Consider the following 19,929-nt stretch of genomic DNA (forward strand, 5'->3'; position numbering starts at 1 on the left):
CCCTTCACCCGCCCCGAGAACACCCCGCAGCCCGGACACGCCCGCGCCGCCTCGTCTGCGGTCACCAGCCACGCCACCCGCGACCCGTCGGCCAACCGCTCGACCCGCTCCACCGCCATCCCGTCGAGGTCCAGCAACAACGTCGCGTCACTCGTATGATCGTCCAAGCCCGTAACCCCACGGTGTCCTGATTGCGTCAGAACAACCAAGATCACCAGGGGTTGCGGGTCTTTTCACGCCACGACACGCCAGCGTCCTACACCCAGGCCACACCAGACCAGCATCACGCACAGCCACCAAGCCGGACGCGAGCCCCACACCTCACCCCGGTCAACTTCGAAGACCCGGAAACCGGGGCAGTTCATTCACAGGTTCACCGGATAGCCCGGGCGGCGGGTTGGAGATGTGCGTTCCCGGCAGACCTGGGCCATACCACTGGCGCGTGCGATGTCAGACTTCGAGGGTTCATTCCTCTCTCTTGGCTCTTACCCCCTGAAAGAGTAGGTAGAGTCCGAACGTGCAGTGGAAGAAACCTGAAAGGATCTCGTGCCGCACCGCAAGTACGATGCAGCCGTAAACTGCAATTGATATACCTAGCGATATGAATAGATATGGTCGCGATCGTCTCATCACATTCTGTAGCATTGATTGACGTAGCTGTAATTGCAATACCTTCCTCGAATGTCGCGCCTGACTAGATAGTAATGATAGTAAGATGCGAGTCCGAATATGGCGAAGCCAATGTTTAGGGGGCTCGGGGTGAAAATTGCTACTCCCAGAGTGACGCCGAGCGCGATGGTTTCGGCCCTTCGCCAACCAGACCACTTGCTCCAGAACCACCTGCCGTCGAGGTCGAAGGTGTTGTAGGGGTCCTGGTTGGTGTAGTCGTAGGGGTTGGCACTGCCGCCGAGGACGGGGTCGGTGGAGAGGAATCGGGCGGTGTAGGGGTTGTAGAGGCGGACGCCCATGAGGGTGAGGCCGGCGAGGGTGTCGTGGGAGCGTTGTTTTGCGCCGAGCCAGCCGTAGCGGGGATAGGCGGTGCTAGTGGCATAGGGGATACCGAACTCGCCTGATTCGGCGTAGGTGGCGATGGAGGTGGCGGTGGTGGAGTCGTCGGCGGCGGCGACGATGTCGCCGTGGAGGTTGGTGAGTTGGAGGGTGACGGTGCCGGTGTCGGTTTGGAGCGCGACGAGGTCGCCGCCGATTCCGGTGATGTTCCGGGTCCAGGTGCCGCCGGTGACGCCGATCCAGGTGGGGCTGTCGCCGGTGGCGCTGGGGTAGTGGTTGGTGCTGGTGGTGGAGCCGTCGGTCCAGGATCGGAGCCGGCGGGCGGGGTCGAGGGTGTAGGTGCGTGAGGTGGAGCCTGCGGACTGGGAGGCGACCAGGTCGTTGGCATTGAAGCCGACGGTCTGCGCGACGCCGCCGGCATCGGCCGCCGGAACCACGGTGGTGCGGCCGAACTTGTCGTAGACGTAACCGGTGTCGGTGATCCGGTCAGCCTGGTCATAGGTGTGACTGTAAACGGCCGGTGTGGTGCTGGTGGAGCAGTTGCCGGTGTCAGGCTGGCCGCCGGCGTCGGGGTAGCTGGTGAGGGCGGTGCGGTTGGAGTCGAGGTCGTAGGTGTAGGTGCGGGTGGTGCAGATTCGGGGGCCCCCGTAGCTGACGGAGTCCACCACCGAATTCAGCCGGCCCGCGGGGTCGTAGCCCAGGGTCTTTGTCGCGGGCGCGGTGGCGTCGAGCCGGACCTGGCCGTAGATCGAGTTTGCCTGGGAGAAGGTCAGCCAGGGAGTTCCGGACTTCCCATAGACGAGGCTGGTGGGTTCGGCGTTGTTGTCGTAGCGAGTCGTCGAGACGAGGCCGCTGGGATAGGTCTGCGACGTCAGGGTGCCGTCGCCGTTGTAGGTCGCGGTGAAGGTGGAGGGGGCACTACCGGCGCCGACGCCGAGCGAGGTCACGAGGCCGCGGTGTTCGGTCGCGGTGTCGTAGAGATAGGTGGAGGTGCCCTTGCCGTCGTTGACCGAGCTGACCTGGCCGTCGACGTCGTAGCCGGTGGTGGTGGTGTTGCCGTCGGCGTCGGTCTGGCTGGTGACCTGTCCCCACGTGTCATAGCCGGTGGTCAGAGTGATCGACGATGCGGTCGTGGTGGTGGGTAGTCCGGTGGTGGTGCTGTAGCCGTAGGTGGCGGTGGGCACGGCGGTGCCACCGTCGGCGGCGGGGCTGACGGCGAGCGCCTCGGAGGTCTTCCGGCCGGCCGCGTCGTAGGTGTAGGTCGTGGTGCGGGTGGTGGTCGATCCGGAGGTGACGGTCTCGACCTTGGTCAGGGGCTGGTTGAGGTTGTTGTAGGTGTAGGTCGTCACCGGCAGCGGGTTGCCGGAGCTGGGCTGCGCGGCGGGGCCGGTGGAGCAGGGCAGGCCCGTCCAGGAGGCGTTCACGCAGCCGCCGGAGCCGGTGGCGGTGAAGTACGAGGTGACGGTGGTGAAGGCGTCCGTGCCGCCAGCGTTCGCCTTCGGCTGGCGGACCTCGACCGGGTTTCCGGCCGCGTTGTAGTACGTGGTGCGGACGATGTCGGTGGCACCGCCGCCGCCCATCCAGGTGGTCACCGTCGTGGGCTTGCGCAGGGCCCAGCCGGAGGTGGTGGCGGGATCGCCGCTCTTCGCCTCGTAGCCGTTGATGGTCTTACGCGGTTCGACGTCCGCCCCGCCGGCCTGGCGGATGGTGGTGGTGATGGTGGTGGGCAGCCGGTAGGGGTCGGGCGAGGACGGGGCGTTCTCGTCGTAGTCGGTGTGGACGTGCTGGCGGGCGGAGTACGGCGCCCCGCTGTTGTCGACGATCCGGTGCGTCGGCCCGAACGTGTCGGTGACCGACACCCCGTCCGCGGAGTACACGGTGTCGGTGTCCAGCACCTGCGCCCGGGCCGCGGAGTCGGTGAGGGCGGCGACGGTCGGGTCGGTGTCGGCGGTCGGGGTGAGGGCCTGGTTGCGGTTCTCCGCGGTCAGCTCACGGATGACGCTGCCGTTGGGGTCGTGCTCGGTCGTGGTGATCTGCCAGGCGCCGTTGCCGTAGGAGGCGGCGTTCACCTGGCGGCCGTCGGCGTTGAGATAGCTGAGATCGGCGTAGGGCCAGTCGGCGGCGACGGGCGGGTTGGACGGCACCCGGCTGGCCGGGAAGACCGCGGTCGCCCAGGCGGGCAGGTCCCGCTGGCCCCAGCCGGCGACGACGCCGGAGGCCAGGTCGATCGGCGCGCCCGAGCCGGTCAGCGCGACGCCGTAGACGATCGTGCGGGTCGCGGTGCCGGCACCGGCGGGCCGCGGCCGGGCGACGCTGATCACCCGGTTGTAGGTGTCGTAGCCGAACGTCCAGGCGTCCTGCCCGGGCGGGGTGAGGGTGCTCAGGCGGCCACCGGCGTTGTACTGGTACGTCGTGCCGATGTGCGAGCCGTCGGTGTTGTCGACGCGCGGGTCGTACTCCAGGCGCAGGTGGCCGGTCGAGTCGTACTTGTACTGCGCGACGACGACCGCGGTGGCCCCGTTGACCGCCATCGAGATCGACGCGAGCTGACCGTTGTAGTCGCCCCACGTCGCCGGGTCGGTNCCGGAGGCGGTCGCGGTGGTGGAGGTGGCGTAGGTGAACGTCAGCGCCCGGCAGCCCGCGACCAGGGTGGTGCAGGTGACGCCGGCCGGGACCGGGGCGAGGATGCGGGTCACCCGCCCGGCGCTGTCGGTGGTGTAGGTGGAGGTGGTGGCGGAACCGGGCTGCTCCACCCGGTCGACGACCCAGATGGTGGCCGAGCCGACGGTCTTCGACACGAACACGGTCTTCGTGCCGTCGACGCCGGTGTGGGTGAACTGGGTGGCGGAGTCCTTGACGAGTTTCGACCCGTCCACGGCGGTGTCGGCGACCCCGGCGTAGCTGTACGGGTAGCTGCCGGAGCCGGTCCGGGTGTAGACGGACGCCGCGCCCTCACTGGAGGTCAAGGTGACCGTGTTCGTGGTCGCGGTGGCGTCCGTCAGCGTGCTGGCCGCGGTGCCGGACGCCGGCCCCTGCAGGTTCGACGTCCAGCCGGGGCCGAAGATCCCGGACGGGTCGCTGGTCGCCGGGGGCGGCGTCAGCGTCGTCAGGGACCGGCCGACCGTGAGGCTGCCGGTGTAGCTCGCCAGCGTGACGTCCGTCGCCGACACGGAGTAGTCGCCGGTGAGCAGGGCCAGCGAACCCGGGCCCACCTCGGAGGTGGCGTTCGTGGCGCCGAAGGCGTTACGGGCGTACTGCACCGTGCGGGCGGCCGTGCAGGAGACGGTGCCGCCGGAGTCGCGGAAGCAGGCGCGGAGCTGGATGGGCCCGTCGGCGCCGCCCTGCAGGGTGAAGCCGACGTTCCAGTTCTGCCGGTCGAACAGGCCCGAGCCGTTGCGCGGTGCCGGCCACGTGGGGTTCGTCGAGGTGCCCTCAATCGTCGTGTCCCCGACGGGAACGTCGCTCCAGGTCGCGCCCGTGCTCGTGCCCAGGTGGTACTGGTAGGTCACCGACACCTGCGTGCTCGGGGCCTGCCCCTCCAGGACGACGAACCGCTGGACCCGGGCGTTCTCCGCCGGACTTGCCAGGGCCCCCGTCCCGAGGCCGAAGCCGTAGGACACGACCGACGACAGGTTGCCCGCCTTGTCCTTCGTCCGGACGTAGAACGTGTGCAGTCCGGCGGTCGGGGTCAGGGTCGCGCTGGCCGTGCCGGTGGTCTCGGTCGCCGGCGAGGGCTGGTCGAGGCCGTAGAGGAACGACTGCGTGTCCCCACCCGGCGAGGTCCAGGTGAACGTGCCCGACGTCGCGGTGCCCCAGCCGCCGGACGGCCAGGCCGCGGAGGCGAGCGAGGTCGGTGCGGCCGGGGCGGTGGTGTCCACGGTGAACGGGATCCACGACGACCACGCCTGGGAGTAGTCGGTGCCGTCGTAGGCGCGGACCCGCCACTCGTAGGAGGTGCCGTTGGTCAGCACACCCGCCGGTACGGTCCAGGAACCCGTGGCGTTCGGCGAGATGTTGGAGACCGACCCGTCGGTGATCTTCGTGGTGCCGGCGGAGTTCCACACCTCGAAGTCGAGCCGCAGCGGGGCGCCGTCGGCGTCGGTGGCCGCGCCGGACAGGACCGGGCGCGTCGAGTTCGTCAGGACGGTCGCCGGGCTGCCGCCGCACTGTGCGGAGCAGGGGCTGGTGGAGCGGTTGGCGACGGTGCCCGGGTAGGAGTTGTAGGTGGTGGACACCTGCGGCTTGAGGCCGGTGTCCCCGGAGTAGAAGTACTTGTACTGGTCCCAGCTGGTCTCGTCCGGCGCGCGCAGCGTCAGGGTCTCCGGCGACGGCTGGCCGTTGGTGGCCCAGGCCTGCGCCAGGCCGGTGATGTCGAGGGAGACGCCGCCGGACCCGCAGCTGTTCACCGTGCCGGCGTTGAAGCTGGTGTTCGACCAGTTCGTGCCGTCGGCGGCCGGCTGGGTGTTCCACGTCGTCCCGGCGGACAGGGCCGCCGAGCCCTGCACGACCATGGGCTGCGCGGTGCAGGTCTGGGAACCGGCCTGCCAGAGCTGGAGGTAGGCCGAGGTGACGTGCCGGCTCTCGATCGCGGTCGTGTCGAACCGCAGGAACGACCGGTTGACCGCGCCGCCGAGGTAGTTGCCGACCCGCAGGTACTCGTAGCTGTCGTAGTTCGTGGTCGGGTTCGTGTCGTTGACGTCGGTGTCGAGGTTGTCGGCCAGCACCGCCGCCGGGTCGATGGTGACCGGGTACTGGCGGGCGCGGTCCGTCAACCACGCCTTGTCCGGCTTCAGCTCCAGCGTCGGCGTGGCGGTGCTCGCCCCGGTGAGCGCCGCGTCGACCGCGCGGGTCCGGTCGGGCAGCTTCGTCGCCGGGTCCAGGTGGGCGTCCCACATCACCGGGGTCGGCGAGCGGGCGGTAACCTTCCCGCCGGCCGACAGGCGGGTCTCGCCGCCCGCGGTTCGGGTCGCGGTCAGGCCCGTCAGGCGCATCGGCAACGTCAGCGCGGCCTGCGCCGCGGCCGGGGTGTGGGCGACGATCTGCACGTCGTAGCCGGTCGGGGTCACCTTGACCCGCAGGTCGGTGTCCTTCGCGACCGCTGGGTAGGTGGCGACGTTCTCGGTGAGGGTCGGGGCGGGCAGGGCGTTCGGCCAGGCGAACGCGACCTGTCGCGTCCCGTCGACCAGCGTCGCGACCGGGTCACCGGCCTTGCCGCCCGCGGAGAGGACGATCGCCGCCTTCGCGGCCTTCGGGGTGACCTTCCCGCCCGCGAGGACGAGGGTGGGATCGACGTTCACCCAGCCGTCCCCGCGGCGAACCCGGTGGATCCCGGCGAACGAGTCGACGGTGATCGTGCCGTTCGGGTTCACGAACGTCGACGTCGTCTCGGTCCGCCGGTCCGTCACCTCGATCCGCCGCTTCTCCGCGTGCGCGGCGACCTGCGCGGACACGAAGTCCGGCCGTTCGGCCGGCCCGGTCGGCGCGGGTATCGCCTTGTCGGCGGAGCCGGTGGGGGCGGCCCAGGCCGCATCTCGCCCCGCCGGAAGAAATGTGGCGATCGTCCCCACCAGAACGGCGGCGAGAAGAACGCAGATAGCTCGAGCAGTGTGCCTTCGACGATGTACGGGGGATGCCCGCATCATGTCAACTCCGATTCTCCGGCGCAGGCAAGGAAAGGCGCGTCACCCTCCCTGTCCCGAGGGAAACGGGGGGCGCGCCGGATCACCGAAAATGACAGAACCTCGATGGCAGCACTAGAGAATCAAGATCGATTGTGTGTTCGTTGCTTGAGTGGGAGGGGTCCTTGCTCGCCCTGTCTGAGGGGTGGCGAGCACTCGGTGTTGCACCGAACCCGTCCGGGAGCCGTCAGCCGCAGGGTTTGGTGACTTTGGGTTACCGGAGCTCGGATCTGCCGGTGGCGTCAATACCGCAGAAGAGCGCCGATGTTATCTGGGTCACGCAGCAGTGTGTTACCTGTAGGAAACACGTGTTCGGTGGTGCGGCAGAGCCGTCCGAATGGTCCGAGACGGCTGTCGCCGGAGTGGTATCCGCCGGTGGGCAGAAAGAACGGGCGTCGATCCGCCGGCCGGAATTCCCGGAAAGGCTCACGTAGGGGTCACCGAGCCGCCGGTCGCCTTCGGCACGGATCGGTTGACGGCCGGGCGCGTCGGAGGTCTCGACGGCTCCGGCCCGCGCAGAATGTCGAGCGCGCGGCGCAGCTCGGCATTCTCTCGGATCAGGCGGCGGATCTCGGCCTGTTGTCGGCGGGCGGTCGTCCGTTGCCCGTCGCTGAGCGACTCGGCCTGGCGTACCCAGGTCCGAAGCGTCTCGGCGCTGATGGCGAGGGAACTCGCGACGGCCTGGATCGCGGACCACTCGGACGAGTGATCGGGCTGAACGCGCCGAACGCGGGCGATGGCGTCGGCCCGGAAATGGGGCGGGTAGCGGGTGGGGCGTGGCATGACAGGCTCGCTTTTGCGGATCGGCCCTCGGAGCCTGGTGGGCGGGCTCAGGGGGGTGGGGTGGACGGGGTGACGGGGCCCGGGTCGGTCGGCTCGTTCCTCGGCAGGAGCGAGACGACGAGCAGTGAGCTGCTGGGCGCGACGGTGGGGACGTCCGCGGGATGATCCGCATCACCGTCGGTCGCCGCCCCGGGCGTCGGGGCAGGAGTGGCCCGGGGCGGGGCGGGGAGCGCCGGACCAGGCCTCGGCGCCGGGGCGACGGCGCTGGGACCGGCACCGGACGGCCGGCTGGGGGAAGCGGATCCGGTCAGGGTGGGGATGGTGCGGGCGGGCGGGCTCGACGAGGCGGGAACGGACGGGGACAGCGACGCCCGCGGGGTTGGTGGCGGTGTCGTCGCGGGGGTCGGTGTCGTCGCGGGGGTCGGTGTCGGGGCGGTCGGCGCCGGGGCGACGGCGGGTGGCGAGGCCGTCGAGGGGCGGGGGACTGTCGTGGGGCGGGGCGTGGTGGCCGGCGCGGGGGTGGGGGTGGCGCCGTCGGCGGTGTATCCGGCCGTCCAGGCGAGGACGGCGTGCACGTAGCTGGTGGACGGGTTGTAGCTGTAGATGGCCGTGCGGAGGTCGGCGGGGTCGGCCAGGTCCCGGTGGGAGCGGCAGAGATAGCCGGCGGCGGCGAGCGTGGCGTCGTCGATGTTGTGGGGGTCGGCGTGCTGGTCGCCGGAGTTGTCGCGGCCGGCCGTGCGCCAGGTGGTGGGGATGAACTGCATGGGGCCGACGGCGCGGTCGTAGGTGGTGTCGTGGTCGAGGGCACCGTGGTCGGTGTCGCGTACGAGGGCGTGGCCGTGGCGGCCGTCCAGCTGTGGGCCGAGGATGAGCGAGGTGATGGTGCCGTCGGGGGTGATGGGGCGGCCGACCGCGTGGCCGGACTCGATCTTGCCGATGCCGGCGAGAAGCTGCCAGGGCAGGTGACAGCCGGGGCGCTCGGTGGCCATGCGGGTTGCGGCGCTGCGGTACGCCGCCAGGACGCGAGCGGGGATGGCTCGATCGCGGGCGGTCAGGACGACGGTCGGGGTGGTGGATCGGCCCGCCGCGGCGTCAGCGAGGGTGTGATCGTCGGGGAGGTCCGGGGGTGGTGTCGCGGTGGTGGTCGGTGTCGCGGTGGGGTTGGTGGAGCTGGCGGGAATGAGCGGCGGGAGGACGAGGGGCAACGGGTAGGTGCGGGTGGCGGTCGGCGGATGAACGGCCGGGGCGGGGTCGACGTTCTGCGCGGGGATGGCGGGTCCCGGGCTGAGGCAGAGGGCGACGAGCAGGCCGATCATGGGCAGGGCGGTGAGCCCGCCGGCCGCCTTCGGCCACAGCGGCGCCGGCCGTCGAGAGGTGCGCCGGAGCGCGGTGTCCGTCGAGACGGCCCGGTGCCTGCCGGGTGACTCGGCGGTCCGATGCCGGCCGGTGTGTCCAGGAAGCCGACGATGTCGACTCACGGCGAATCACCCCCCATGATGTGAGCCACCTTCCCCGGCCTTTTCCGCGCGGATGGCGAGCGTTCTCAGGAGTCCTGGGAATGCGTCAACCGGGACGCTGGAAGAAGGCCTTGGTGAGGAGAAAAAGACGTGCTCGAACTCGGCACGCCGCACCGATTCGGTGATGTTGGTGGACCCGGTTGCGCTCGGGTCCGGGCTGGACTGTGCCAGAACGGAGGCCCGGTTGTCATCCGGTTCGCAGAAAGAAGTCCTCGCTGCCCATCGCGATCGGGCGCCGTTTGGGTGAGCCGTGGCCGGAAGAAGGGGACCCGGAGGGGCGCCGTCAGGGCTCGTTCAGTGTGCGGACGTCCTGGCCGCCACCCGGAGCTGGCCAGCGTCTACTGCCAGCAAATCGGTCAAGTCGCCTAAAAAGGCACCTTGCATGCCTCTTCGTGGAGACTCTCCGCTTCTACGTGATGACGCTTCGTGTCAATCCGTGGGTCTGTGTGCCGCGTCCATAAGAATGTTTCACACAGGTAACGCCCCACTGTGTGTCGCGCTTCACATTTCTTGCGCAGAGTAACCCATCTTGAGGCGATCTAGCTCAAATGTCATGTTTTATGGGGAACTATCCCATCCGTCGAGGCGGTAGTCCTAGGCGGTGCGTCTCGACTGCGGCACGTTCCGTTACGGTGCGTTATGGCAACGGGTTGCCAATGGGGCGTGATGGTTGCCTTCCGCGCCGGCGCCAGCCATTTTGGGTGACCCGGCATGGTCCCCGTTCCCCTCGGGGGCCGCGCCTATGCCACTCAGGGTTCTTCGTTTTCCCACCGGATCGGAGTTGGTGCGATGGATGTGGTCCCTGTCGCGGTGTCGTTGCGCTGTCTGTTTCCGTTGCGCATCGCCGGTGAGTGGTTCCGCGGACGGTGACCGCGGCTTTCCTGGCTCACCGGCATGAATTCGATCGGCGGTAGGCAACCGGTGCGGCATCAATCCGACCCGGCCTCGGGTACCCGAACGCATATCGCGTCGCTTCACCATGGGAAGGAGACTGCCTCGATGGGAGGGAGGTCGGTGGTGGGGCGCCGGGCGGGAGCTGCCGGGCGCCGGTGCCGGGCAGCCCAGGGCGGCCCGCGCCGGCAGGCCGCCGTCCTCACTCCCGCCGCGGACGGGCGGCGCCCTGCCGTCCGCGCCGCGGCGGCGGGTGGGGGAGTCGGACGCGGAAGCGCGCCCCCGCCCGACCCGGGCGGTCAGAGCTCCGTGACGAAGGTGCTCACAACTGCCGGGGTGTCACTGGTGCCGAAGGCGCCGTTCGCGACGGCAATCTGGGGTTCGCGGAAATTCCGGCAGGTCCACATCCGCGCGTCGGCGCCGACACCTTTCCACGCCGTGATGACGGTGTTACCGACGTAGGCCGCCGACGGTCCGGTGCTCGTTCCGCCGGGGGCGGGGCGCTGGGCCGACCAGCGGCCGTTCTGGAACTCCGCATGCCAGATTCCCGCGTCGTTTCCCGAGCCCTTCCAGACCAGGAAAAGGGCCTGCGGTGAGGCGGCGAGCGCCGGGCCGTGCGTGGACCCGCCGGGAAACGGGCGGGGTTGCGCCCAGGTGTGCCCGTCGTATGTCGTCCAGTAAAGCCCCTGATCGCCGCCGGAACCCTTCCACGCCATGTACAGCAGCCCGCCGTACGACGCGAGCGCCGGGCCGTGGGTGGACGAGGCCTGCCCGCCGGCGACCCGCTGCGGCCCGAGGTTCTCGGAGAACCAGATCGTCTGGTCGGGACCGACCCCGCGCCACGCCATGACCGTGCGATCGTCGTGGAAGGCCAGCGCGGGCCGGTCCTCGGTGCGGGGAGCGTCCACCGGGGTCTGCTGGTCGGACCAGCCGTCGCCATACCAGCCCGCCGTCCAGATCCGGCTGTCGTCGTCGGCGCCCCGCCATGCGGCCCGGGCCGTCAGCCTGCCGTCGGAGGCGGCCCCGATCCCGCCCCTGTTGGTGGCGAAATACCGCACCTGCTGCTGGTCGCGCCAACTGCCGTCCGAATGGGCCCGGGACCAGAAAAGCCGCTGGTCGGCGTTCTTGCCTTTCCAGATCAGCATCGGATCGCTCACCAGGCCGCCCCCGTCCGCGCAATCCCCGACCGGTTGTCGTCCTGCCGCCGGGCAAGGAACGACGCTCGCCGCTGTGGTCGAGCCGTCGACGGTGCCGATCATAACCGGATGAACGTCGGAATGAACAGTCCCGCCTATTCGACCGGCGGTGTCGCCCAGACGACGGCAAGCGTGCACCGGAAAGCGGAATGGGGATTCCATGACGGCCCGCACGGCCGCACGGCCCCTACGGCCGCACGGCCATGGCGGTGGGTTCGGGCTACGGCGACGGGACCGGCTCCGGCGCGGGCGGGCCGACGTAGCGAGCCGACGGGCGGATGATCTTGCTGTCGGTTGCCTGTTCGAGGATGTTCGCCGTCCAGCCGAGCGTGCGGGCGACGGCGAACGTCGGGGTGAACATGTCCCGCGGCAGCCCGCAGAGCNCCATCACGACCCCGGCGTAGAACTCGACGTTCGTGTGCAGCTCCCGGCCCGGCTTCAGCTCGGCCAGCAGCTCCACCACCCGCCGCTCGACCTGGACGGCGAACGCGACGAGCTCGCCGCCGAAGTCCTCGGCGACGCCGCGCAGCAACCGTGACCGCGGGTCCTCGGTCCGGTAGACGGCGTGGCCGAAGCCCATGATCCGATCGCCGGCGAGGACGTGCTCGCGGATCCACGGGTCGATCCGCTCGGGGCTGCCGATCTCGTCGAGGGTGTCCAGCGCCCGGCTCGGCGCGCCGCCGTGCAGCGGCCCGGACAGCGCGCCGATCGCCCCGACGACGCAGGCCACCAGGTCCGCCCCGGTCGACGCGATCACCCGGGCGGTGAACGTCGAGGCGTTGAAGCCATGGTCGACGGTGCAGATCAGGTAGCGCTCGATCGCGCGCACCTGTGCCGCGGTCGGCTCCGCGCCGGTGACCATGTACAGGTAGTTGGCCGCGAACGGCAGATCGTCGCGGGGTGCCACCGGTGCGAGCCCATGGGCCAGCCGGTGCAGCGCGGCGACGAGCGTCGGGGTGACCGCGCCGACGAACAGGGCGTCGTCGACGCGGGCCGCCTCGTCGGTGTCGTACAGCGGGGCGGTGCCGCGCGCGGCGCCGGCCAGCGACAACGCGGTGCGCAGCCCGTCGAGCGCACCCCCGGACACGCCGGCCCGGGCCAGCCCCGGCAGCAGCTCGTCGAGACCCGCCGGGAGCCGCCGCAACGGCGCCACCCGGGCGGCGAAAGCTGCTCGCGTCGCGGTGTCCGGCAGCTCGCCGAACACCATGAGATGCCAGACGTCCTCCAGCGAGCGGCGTTCGGCCAGCTCCACGGCCGAATACTGCCGATAGTGGAAGAAGCCCTCGCGCCCGCGCACGTCGCCGAGCGCCGTCTGCGTGACGACCACCCCCTTCAGTCCCCGTGGGACGCCCATGCCCGCCGGCGGGGTGGGCGAGGCATCCGTCGCCTGCGCCGCCTGCGCCGAGCCGATGCGGGCCGTACTGCCAGTTGTGATCACCATGGTTCGCCTCCTCGCCATCCATAGTTGATCCTTTATGGATGGCATGTCAACGTTGATTACAATCAACGTGAATCAGTACACTCGGCGGAGCGGAAGGGGGCGCGGATGGGTCATGGTGAGCGGCTGACGTCGCGCGAGGTCGCCGAGCGGCTCGGGGTGAAGCTTGAGACGGTCTACGCCTACGCCAGCCGGGGCCTGCTGCACAGCCAGCGGGCCGCCGGCGGCCGAGGCAGCACCTTCGACCCCGCCGAGGTCGAGCGGCTACGCACGGCGGGGCACGCGCGAGCCCGCGCCGCGGCTGCCAACGGGACCGTCGCAGTCGACGGCGTCGACGGCGTCGCCGGAGCCGACGTCCCTGAGCGGGAGGTTCCTGCCGCCGGTACCCCGAGCGGTTCCACCGGGCCCGCCGTCGCTGCCCCCGCGGTCGGTGTGGCAGGGGCCGGTGCCCTGCGCGGCGGGGACCTGCCGGCCGTGCGCACCCGGCTCACCCTCGTCGCGGACGGACGCCTCTACTACCGCGGCGTCGACGCCGTCGAGTTCGTCGCCCGTCACCGTTTCGAGGACGTGGCCGGCTGGCTCTGGCGCGGCCGGACGGATCCGGCGCCGGTGTTCACCGTCCCGCCGGATCTCGCCGCCACCCTGGAGCGAGTGGGTGGGATCCTGCCCGCCCGGTCGAGGCTCACCGACCGGATGCGGGTCGCCGTCTCGGTCGCCGCGGCGAGCGACCCGCTGCGCTTCGACCTGCGGGAGGACAGCGTCCTGCTCACCGCCCGCACTCTCGTTGCGGCGCTCGTCGAGGCTCTTCCGGCGCCGCCTGAGGCATCCCAGACAGCCGGAGCCCGCGCGACGGCCAGGGCTGCGGAGTCGGTCGGGGCTGCGGAGTCGGTCGGGGCTGCGGCGATGACGGAGTCTGCGGCGATGACGGGGGCTGCGGAGTCGGCCGGGGAGCGGGCGGGCATCGCCGCGCGGCTGTGGGGCCGGCTGGCCGGTGGGCCTGGCGACACGGCCGCGATCGCGTGTCTCGACCGGGCCCTCGGGCTGCTGGCCGATCACGACCTCGCCGTGTCCACGTTCGCCGCCCGGGTCGCGGCCTCGGCGCGGGCCGACCCGTATGCCGTCGTCTCCGCCGGGCTCGCCGCCTTGGACGGCCCCCTGCACGGCGGCGCCAGCCGGCTGGCGTACCGGCTGCTCGCCGAGGTGGTCGACCGGGGGGACGCGGTGGTCGTCGTCTCCGAGCACCTGCGCGCCGACCAGCGGATCCCCGGATTCGGGCACGGGTTGTACCCCGACGGCGACCCGCGTGCCCGCGCGTTGCTGGCGGCGCTCGCGGCGCTGCCCGCCGCCGAGACCTTCCTGGCAGCCGCCGGCGAGATCGCCCGGGTGGCCGGGCGGGAGCGCGCACTGCGACCCAACGTGGACCTGGCGCTCGCGGTGCTGACCATGGCCGCGGGCATGGCCGCCGAGGCCGGCGAGGTGATCTTCGCGGTGGCCCGCACGGTCGGCTGGCTCGCCCATGCCCTGGAGGAGTACCAGGAGACACCGCTGCGCCTGCGCCCTCGTGGCGTCTACGCCGGCCCGCCGGTCACCGGCCCCGAGGCATGATCCGTTGGCACCCCGGCACCCCGGCACCCCGGCACCCCGGCACTTGGTGTGTCACGAGCTACGCCATCCCACATATCTCCGTGTAGCTGTTTGTACACGGAATCGAGCCGAGGGGTAGGTACAGTTTTCGGCAAAAAAACCGTACCGAAGCCTCGGCATAATCTGACCGCATTCTGGCCGGAAACCGGCCGGGCTCCTCGACGACGCCCAGTGACCCATCGGGCCGCCGCACGGTCGGCACCGGCGGCGACCGGCCCCCGGTGATCGGTTTGTCCTGGTTCGGCGGTAGCCTGTGCCAGCCCCACCGCTCAGCCTTCTTGCCTGCTCAGCGCGCCCCACCCGCGTCGGTGGGGCACCCTCGGAGGTCTCCGATGCCACGCCCACGGCGTCTCACCGTCCTCGCCCTGGCCGCCGCGGCGCTGCTCGCGCTGGCCTCCTGTGCCGGTTCGTCGGGCGGCTCCTCGTCGGACGGCCTGCACCTGGTCAAATCCGGCCAGTTGACAGTGGCCACCGACTCGCCCGCCTACGCGCCGTGGTTCTCCGACGGCAAGCCGGCGAACGGCAAGGGCTTCGAGAGCGCGGTCGCCTTTGCGGTGGCCGCCAAGCTCGGTTTCGCCCCGGACAAGGTCCACTGGGTCACCGAGCCGTTCAACAGCTCGTTCGCGCCGGGGCCGAAGAAGTTCGACTTCGACATCAACGAGATCTCGATCACGCCCCAGCGCCAGCAGGCCGTCGACTTCAGCACGGGCTACTACGACGTGAGCCAGGCCGTCGTCGCGCTCAAGTCCTCCCGGATCGCGGACGTGAAAACCCTCGCCGGGCTGAAGGGCGCCAAGTTCGGCGCCCCCGTCGGCACCACCAGCCTCGACGCCATCACCAGGCAGGTGGCGCCCGTGCAGCAGCCCGCGGTCTTCAACGACCTCAACGACGCGAAGACCGCGATGGAGAACGGCCCGATCGACGGCATCGTCGTGGACCTGCCGACCGCCTTCCAACTGACGTCCGCAGAGATCCCCGATTCGCTGATCGTCGGGCAGTTCCCCACCGTCGGGGCGCCGGAGCAGTTCGGGCTGCTGTTCGAGAAAGGCAACCCGCTGGTGCGCAACGTCAACGACGCCCTCGCCCAGCTCACCAGCAGCGGGGAACTGCGCCAGCTCACCGAGCAGTGGCTCGGTTCCCAGGCGGGAGCACCCGTCCTGCGGTGACGGTGGCCTGGGAGCCCAGCGAGCGCGAGCGGGACCGGCGGCGGCTGCGGCGGCGCGCCCGGCTGCGGGCGGGGGTGATCGCCGCCGCCAGCACCGCCGCGGTCGCCGTCGCCGCGGGCGTCGGGATCACCCACACGTCGGGCTGGCCGCGGGTCCGCCAGCGGTTCTTCTCCTGGTCGGAGATCACCGCGGCCTGGCCGGCCGCGCGCACCGGGATGGTCGTCAACCTCGAGCTGTTCGTCGTCTGCGGGGCCGCGGCGGGTGCCCTCGGGCTGCTGGTGGCGCTGGCGCGGACCCTGGCCGGCCCGGTGTTCCTGCCGCTGCGGCTGCTGGCCGCCGCCTACACCGACCTGTTCCGCGGCCTGCCCGTCATCCTGGTGCTGTACCTGGTCGGGTTCGGCGTGCCCGCCCTGCGGCTGCGCGGCCTGCCCACCGATCCGCTCGTCCTCGGCGGCGCGGCGCTCGTGCTCACCTACTCGGCGTACGTGGCCGAGGTGTTCCGGGCGGGCATCGAGTCGGTGCATCCAAGCCAGGTCGCCGCCGCCCGTTCGCTGGGCCTCACCCACGCCCAGACGATGCGCCGCGTCGTGCTGCCGCAGGCCGTCCGGCGGGTGACGCCGCCGCTGCTGAACGACGCGATCAGTCTGCAGAAGGACTCCAGTCTCGTCTCCGTGCTCGGGGTCGTCGACGCGGTCCGGGCGGCGCAGATCGCCACGTCCGCGAACTTCAACTACTCGCCGTACGTGCTGGCCGGGCTGATGTTCCTCGCGATCACCATGCCGCTGACCCGGGTCACCGACCATCTCGCCGCTCGCTCCGCCCGCCGCCGCGGCGCCGGCGCCACGGCCGGGGGTGTGCGGTGACGGCCGGCGACGCGGCGCCGGTGCTGAGCGTGCGCGGCCTGGTGAAGCTCTACGGGGACGCTGTCGTGCTGCGCGACGTCACCTTCGACGTCAGGCCCGGTCAGGCCGTCGTGCTCGTCGGCGGCAGCGGGTCGGGCAAGTCCACCCTGCTGCGCTGCCTGAACCTGCTGGAGACCGTGGACGACGGTGAGATCCTCCTGGCCGGCGAGGAGATCACCGATCCGCGCGTGGACGCGGATCGGGTTCGCCGCCGGATCGGCGTCGTGTTCCAGGCGTACAACCTGTTCCCGCACCTGACGGTGCTGCAGAACGTCACCCTCGCGCCGGTCCTGGTCCACCGGGTGCCCCGCGCGGCCGCCCGCGACCGCGCCCGCGAGCTGCTCACCCGCATCGGGCTCGCCGACAAGGTCGACGTCTACCCGGACCGGCTCTCCGGCGGCCAGCAGCAGCGGCTGGCGATCGTGCGGGCGTTGGCGACCGGGCCGTCGCTGCTGCTGCTCGACGAGATCACCTCGGCGCTCGATCCGGAACTGGTCGGGGAGGTGCTCGACCTCGTCGGCGAGCTCAAACGGGAGGGCATGCCGATGGTGCTGGCCACCCACGAGATGGCGTTCGCGCGGGACATCGCCGATGAGGTACTCGTCCTCGACGGTGGCGCGATCATCGAACGGGGCGCGCCGCGACGGGTTCTCGACGACCCCCGCGAGGAGCGCACCCGCCGGTTCCTGGCCCGCCTCCGGGAGCCGGGTCCGCGGGGACACGCTGCGGGCCCGCCGCCGCGGCCGTGAGGTCGAGACTGGCCAGCAACTGGAGGTTCTCCGCCGACGCCGAACCGGGCTCCGCGGTCATCACCACCATCCGCTGGCCGGCGTCGGGCAGCCGCATGACCTCCTCAAACAGCGTCAGTCGGCCGACCAGCGGGTGCCGGAACTCGCGGATGGTGTTCGTGCAGTCCCGGACCGGGTGACGCGCCCACAGCGTCGCGAACAGCTCGCTCTTCACGCACAGCTCGCCGATGAGGGCGTTGAGCTTGGTGTCGTCCGGGTGCGTGCCGGAGGACAGCCGCAGGTAGGCGACCACGTCGTCGACCTTGCGCCGCCAGTCGACGAACAGGTCGCGGGCGTGGGCCTCGAGGACGAACTCGCGGGCGAGGTTCGGCCGGCCGTGGCAACGCTGCGGAGCGTCGACGGGCAGATGCGAACACAGCAGGGCGTGCCCGAGCCGGTTCCAGGCGAGGACGTCGTTGCGCCGGCCGATCACCAGTGCGGGCATGCTGCTCAGCTCGTCGAGCAGCAGGCGGATGCTCGGCCGCACGTGCTCGGGCCGGCTCGCGCGCCGGCCGGCCGCCGGCCGGGTCAGTCCGTGCAGGTAGGCGGTCTCCTCGTCGGTGAGGCGCAGCACCCGGGCGAGGGCGTCGAGTACCGCGTCGGAGGCATTGCGGCTCTGCCCTTGCTCCAACCGCGTGTAGTAGGTGACGCTGACCCCGGCGAGCTGCGCGATCTCCTCGCGGCGCAGGCCCGGCACCCGCCGCCGCTCGCCGTAGCGGGACAACCCGACGTCCTCGGGGGTGAGCTGGGCGCGGCGCGAACGCAGAAAGTCTCCCAGTTCGGTCATCCGTCCAGTGTTGCCCGCGCCGTCGCGGCGAACCACACCTCGCCGGTGCTAGCCACGCGGTGGGTGGCACACCCGCGGTGTGGGCGGCTCGGAGATGTTCGCCGAGCGTGGCCGGCATGAGTGTTTCGATCGATGCCGCCGCCGTGACCCGGGTCGACCCGGTGGGCGACGACGCGATGACCGCCCGCCAGCGGATCATCCTCGTCCTGCTGCTCGGCAGCCAGTTCATGCTCGCGGTCGACTTCTCCATCCTCAACGTCGCCCTGCCCTCGATCGGCGCCGGCGTCGGACTCACCGACGCGCACCTGCAGTGGGTGGCGACGGCGTTCGCGCTGCCGGCGGCCGGGTTCACCCTGCTGTTCGGCCGGGTGGCCGACCTGGCCGGGCGGCGGCGGATGTTGATCGCGGGACTCGCGCTGTTGGTCGTGTCGTCCCTGGTCGGCGGTCTTGCCACCAGTTCGGCCGTGCTGCTGGGCGCCCGCGTCGGCCAGGGGCTCGCCGCCGCCATGACCACTCCGGCCGCCCTCGCGCTGCTGCTGACGAGCTTCCCGCCGGGACGGCTGCGGCAGCGCGCGCTCGGCATGAACGGTGCGTTGATCTCGGCGGGATTCACCACCGGTGCGCTCGCCGGCGGACTGCTGACCGGCCTGCTGAGCTGGCGCTGGGCCTTCCTCGTCAACGTGCCGGTGGCCGCGGCGATCCTGCTCGCCGCGCCGCGGCTGCTGCCGTCCGGGGGCGCGGCCGGCCCGGTCCGCCTCGACGTGCCCGGCGCGCTCACCGTCACCGGCGGGTTGCTTGCGTTGGTCTACGGCATCGCCACCGGCGGCAACGACGGGTGGGCCGACCCGGTCGTGTGGGGCTGCATCGCCCTCGGTGTGGTCCTGCTCGCCCTGTTCTGGCGGATCGAGACGACCAGCGCCCACCCGCTGGCCTCGGTGGCGATCCTGCGCCGGCGCACCGTCGGCTGGGGCAACGCCGGTGGTTTCGCCGTGTTCGCGCTGGAGTCCTCGGTGGTGTTCCTGCTCACCCTCTACCTCCAGCAGGTCCTCGGCTTCTCGGCGACGACGGCCGGACTGGTCTTCGGCGTGCCCGGCGCGGCGGCGTTCGTCTCCGGACTGGTCGCGCCCCGGCTGATGAGCCGCCGCGGCAGCGCCGTGAGCCTGGTCGCGGGCCTCGCCGTGCAGGGACTGTCCAACGTCGCCCTCGCCTTCGTCGGGCCGGACCGCGCCTGGGTCTACCTGGTCCTCGCGGCCTCGGCGGTCGGCTTCTTCGGGCACGTCCACGGCATCGTCGCCTACCTGACGACGGCCACCGGAGACCTGCCCGACCACGAGCAGGGGCTGGCCACCGCCCTGACGACCATGACGCAGCAGGTCGCGCTCACCGTCGGCATCCCGGTCATCAGCACGGTCGCGACGGCGCGTTCGTCGGCCGTCGCCGACCACCTGTCCGCGGTCCGGTCCACCCTGGCCGGCATCCGGCTGGCCCTGCTGGTCGACGCCGCCATCACGCTCGTGGTGGCCGCGGCGATCGCCGCGGCGCTGCTGCCTGGCCGGCGATCGGCATCGGTCCCGCCGCGGGCTCGCGACGGCGCCGCCCCGGGCTCGCGGTCCCACCCTCCCGAGCTGGGCTGACGGGACCAACGGGACAGTGCCCTGACAGGATTCGGCCATGACCTGGCCGGCCCATGGGGGTTCTGCAAAAAAGACGCCATCCGAATGTTGCGAAACGTCCGCCCAGCCGTAACCATGAGCCCCGTGATGTCCTATGAAGACGTGGTGGCGATCTCTGATCCGGTGGAGCGGGCAGCGCTCGCCGACAAACTGATGTGGGCGGACCATCCTCGGCGGCTTGAGCTACGCACAGTGCGTGGCATCGCGCTTCGGGCGGCGTTGGATTCCGGCGTGCCGGCCGACGACATCGCCCGGCGGCTGGTCGTCACCGTGGCAGACCTGACCTGGATGGCCGCGCCGGCGTCGCCGGCCGCGGCCTGATCCACCGGGACGGTCGGACAACGGCGTCCGTCCGCCCTCCTACGGGCCGCTGTTCCGTGTCGATCGGCCCGACGAAGGTTTCTTTTTGATTTCCGGCTGGTTTCTCGCGGGATAGTCGCGTGGTGACAGTGAGTACG

Annotated in this window: 11 protein-coding genes and 3 pseudogenes; 6 read left to right on the forward strand and 8 right to left on the reverse strand. The window is 71.2% G+C overall.

What is annotated here, in order from left to right:
- Positions 1-629: 629 nt before the first annotated feature.
- The 7 genes and pseudogenes from FF36_RS40065 to FF36_RS19735 all read right to left on the reverse strand — a co-directional run.
- The coding region (locus FF36_RS40065) for an RHS repeat domain-containing protein (protein WP_277912954.1) at positions 630-3,590 on the reverse strand (2,961 nt) is incomplete at its 5' end.
- A gap of 1 nt (position 3,591) precedes the next feature.
- Positions 3,592-6,650, reverse strand: a pseudogene (locus tag FF36_RS38475) (DNRLRE domain-containing protein); the annotation flags it as partial.
- Between the two features lie 462 nt (positions 6,651-7,112).
- Entirely contained in the window at positions 7,113-7,469 is a 357-nt protein-coding gene (locus FF36_RS19720) for a transposase (protein WP_063870465.1), read from the reverse strand.
- Positions 7,470-7,516: 47 nt separating this feature from the next.
- Positions 7,517-8,947 carry a lytic transglycosylase domain-containing protein gene (locus FF36_RS31625; protein WP_052681236.1) on the reverse strand — a complete coding sequence of 477 codons (1,431 nt, stop codon included), beginning with the start codon at positions 8,945-8,947 and terminating at the stop codon, positions 7,517-7,519.
- Between the two features lie 1,229 nt (positions 8,948-10,176).
- Entirely contained in the window at positions 10,177-11,247 is a 1,071-nt protein-coding gene (locus FF36_RS31630; RefSeq protein WP_157871726.1) for a hypothetical protein, read from the reverse strand.
- Positions 11,248-11,293: 46 nt separating this feature from the next.
- The coding region (locus FF36_RS38480; RefSeq protein WP_277912955.1) for a citrate/2-methylcitrate synthase at positions 11,294-11,456 on the reverse strand (163 nt) is incomplete at its 5' end.
- Between the two features lies 1 nt (position 11,457).
- Positions 11,458-12,559: pseudogene (locus FF36_RS19735) on the reverse strand (citrate/2-methylcitrate synthase); the annotation flags it as partial.
- Between the two features lie 60 nt (positions 12,560-12,619).
- Here FF36_RS19735 and FF36_RS19740 point away from each other — a divergent pair.
- The 4 genes from FF36_RS19740 (at position 12,620) to FF36_RS19755 (ending at position 16,972) form a co-directional block, all read left to right on the forward strand.
- Positions 12,620-14,116 (forward strand): citrate/2-methylcitrate synthase, encoded by a 1,497-nt coding sequence (locus tag FF36_RS19740; protein WP_044886605.1) that lies wholly within the window; start codon positions 12,620-12,622, stop codon positions 14,114-14,116.
- A 371-nt stretch (positions 14,117-14,487) separates the two neighbouring features.
- The gene (locus tag FF36_RS19745; RefSeq protein ID WP_044886606.1) at positions 14,488-15,321 is read left to right on the forward strand and encodes an ABC transporter substrate-binding protein; all 834 of its coding nucleotides are present in this window, start codon (positions 14,488-14,490) and stop codon (positions 15,319-15,321) included.
- Positions 15,318-16,184, forward strand: a complete 867-nt coding sequence (locus FF36_RS19750) for an amino acid ABC transporter permease (protein ID WP_082122065.1) — start codon at positions 15,318-15,320, stop codon at positions 16,182-16,184. The genes FF36_RS19745 and FF36_RS19750 overlap by 4 nt, the downstream gene beginning before the upstream one ends.
- Positions 16,181-16,972, forward strand: a complete 792-nt coding sequence (locus tag FF36_RS19755; protein WP_044886608.1) for an amino acid ABC transporter ATP-binding protein — start codon at positions 16,181-16,183, stop codon at positions 16,970-16,972. Before FF36_RS19750 ends, FF36_RS19755 begins: the two co-directional genes overlap by 4 nt.
- Positions 16,973-17,045: 73 nt before the next feature.
- Here FF36_RS19755 and FF36_RS33035 read toward each other — a convergent pair.
- Positions 17,046-17,798, reverse strand: a pseudogene (locus tag FF36_RS33035) (helix-turn-helix domain-containing protein); the annotation flags it as partial.
- 116 nt (positions 17,799-17,914) lie between these two features.
- Here FF36_RS33035 and FF36_RS19765 point away from each other — a divergent pair.
- Together FF36_RS19765 and FF36_RS19770 are read left to right on the forward strand one after the other, a co-directional pair.
- Positions 17,915-19,432, forward strand: a complete 1,518-nt coding sequence (locus FF36_RS19765) for an MFS transporter (RefSeq protein WP_052681240.1) — start codon at positions 17,915-17,917, stop codon at positions 19,430-19,432.
- A gap of 126 nt (positions 19,433-19,558) precedes the next feature.
- Positions 19,559-19,792, forward strand: coding sequence for a hypothetical protein (locus tag FF36_RS19770; RefSeq protein WP_044886609.1), 234 nt, complete (start codon positions 19,559-19,561; stop codon positions 19,790-19,792).
- The last annotated feature ends 137 nt before the right edge of the window (positions 19,793-19,929 follow it).

This window comes from Frankia torreyi (assembly GCF_000948395.1).
Lineage (GTDB): Bacteria > Actinomycetota > Actinomycetes > Frankiales > Frankiaceae > Frankia > Frankia torreyi.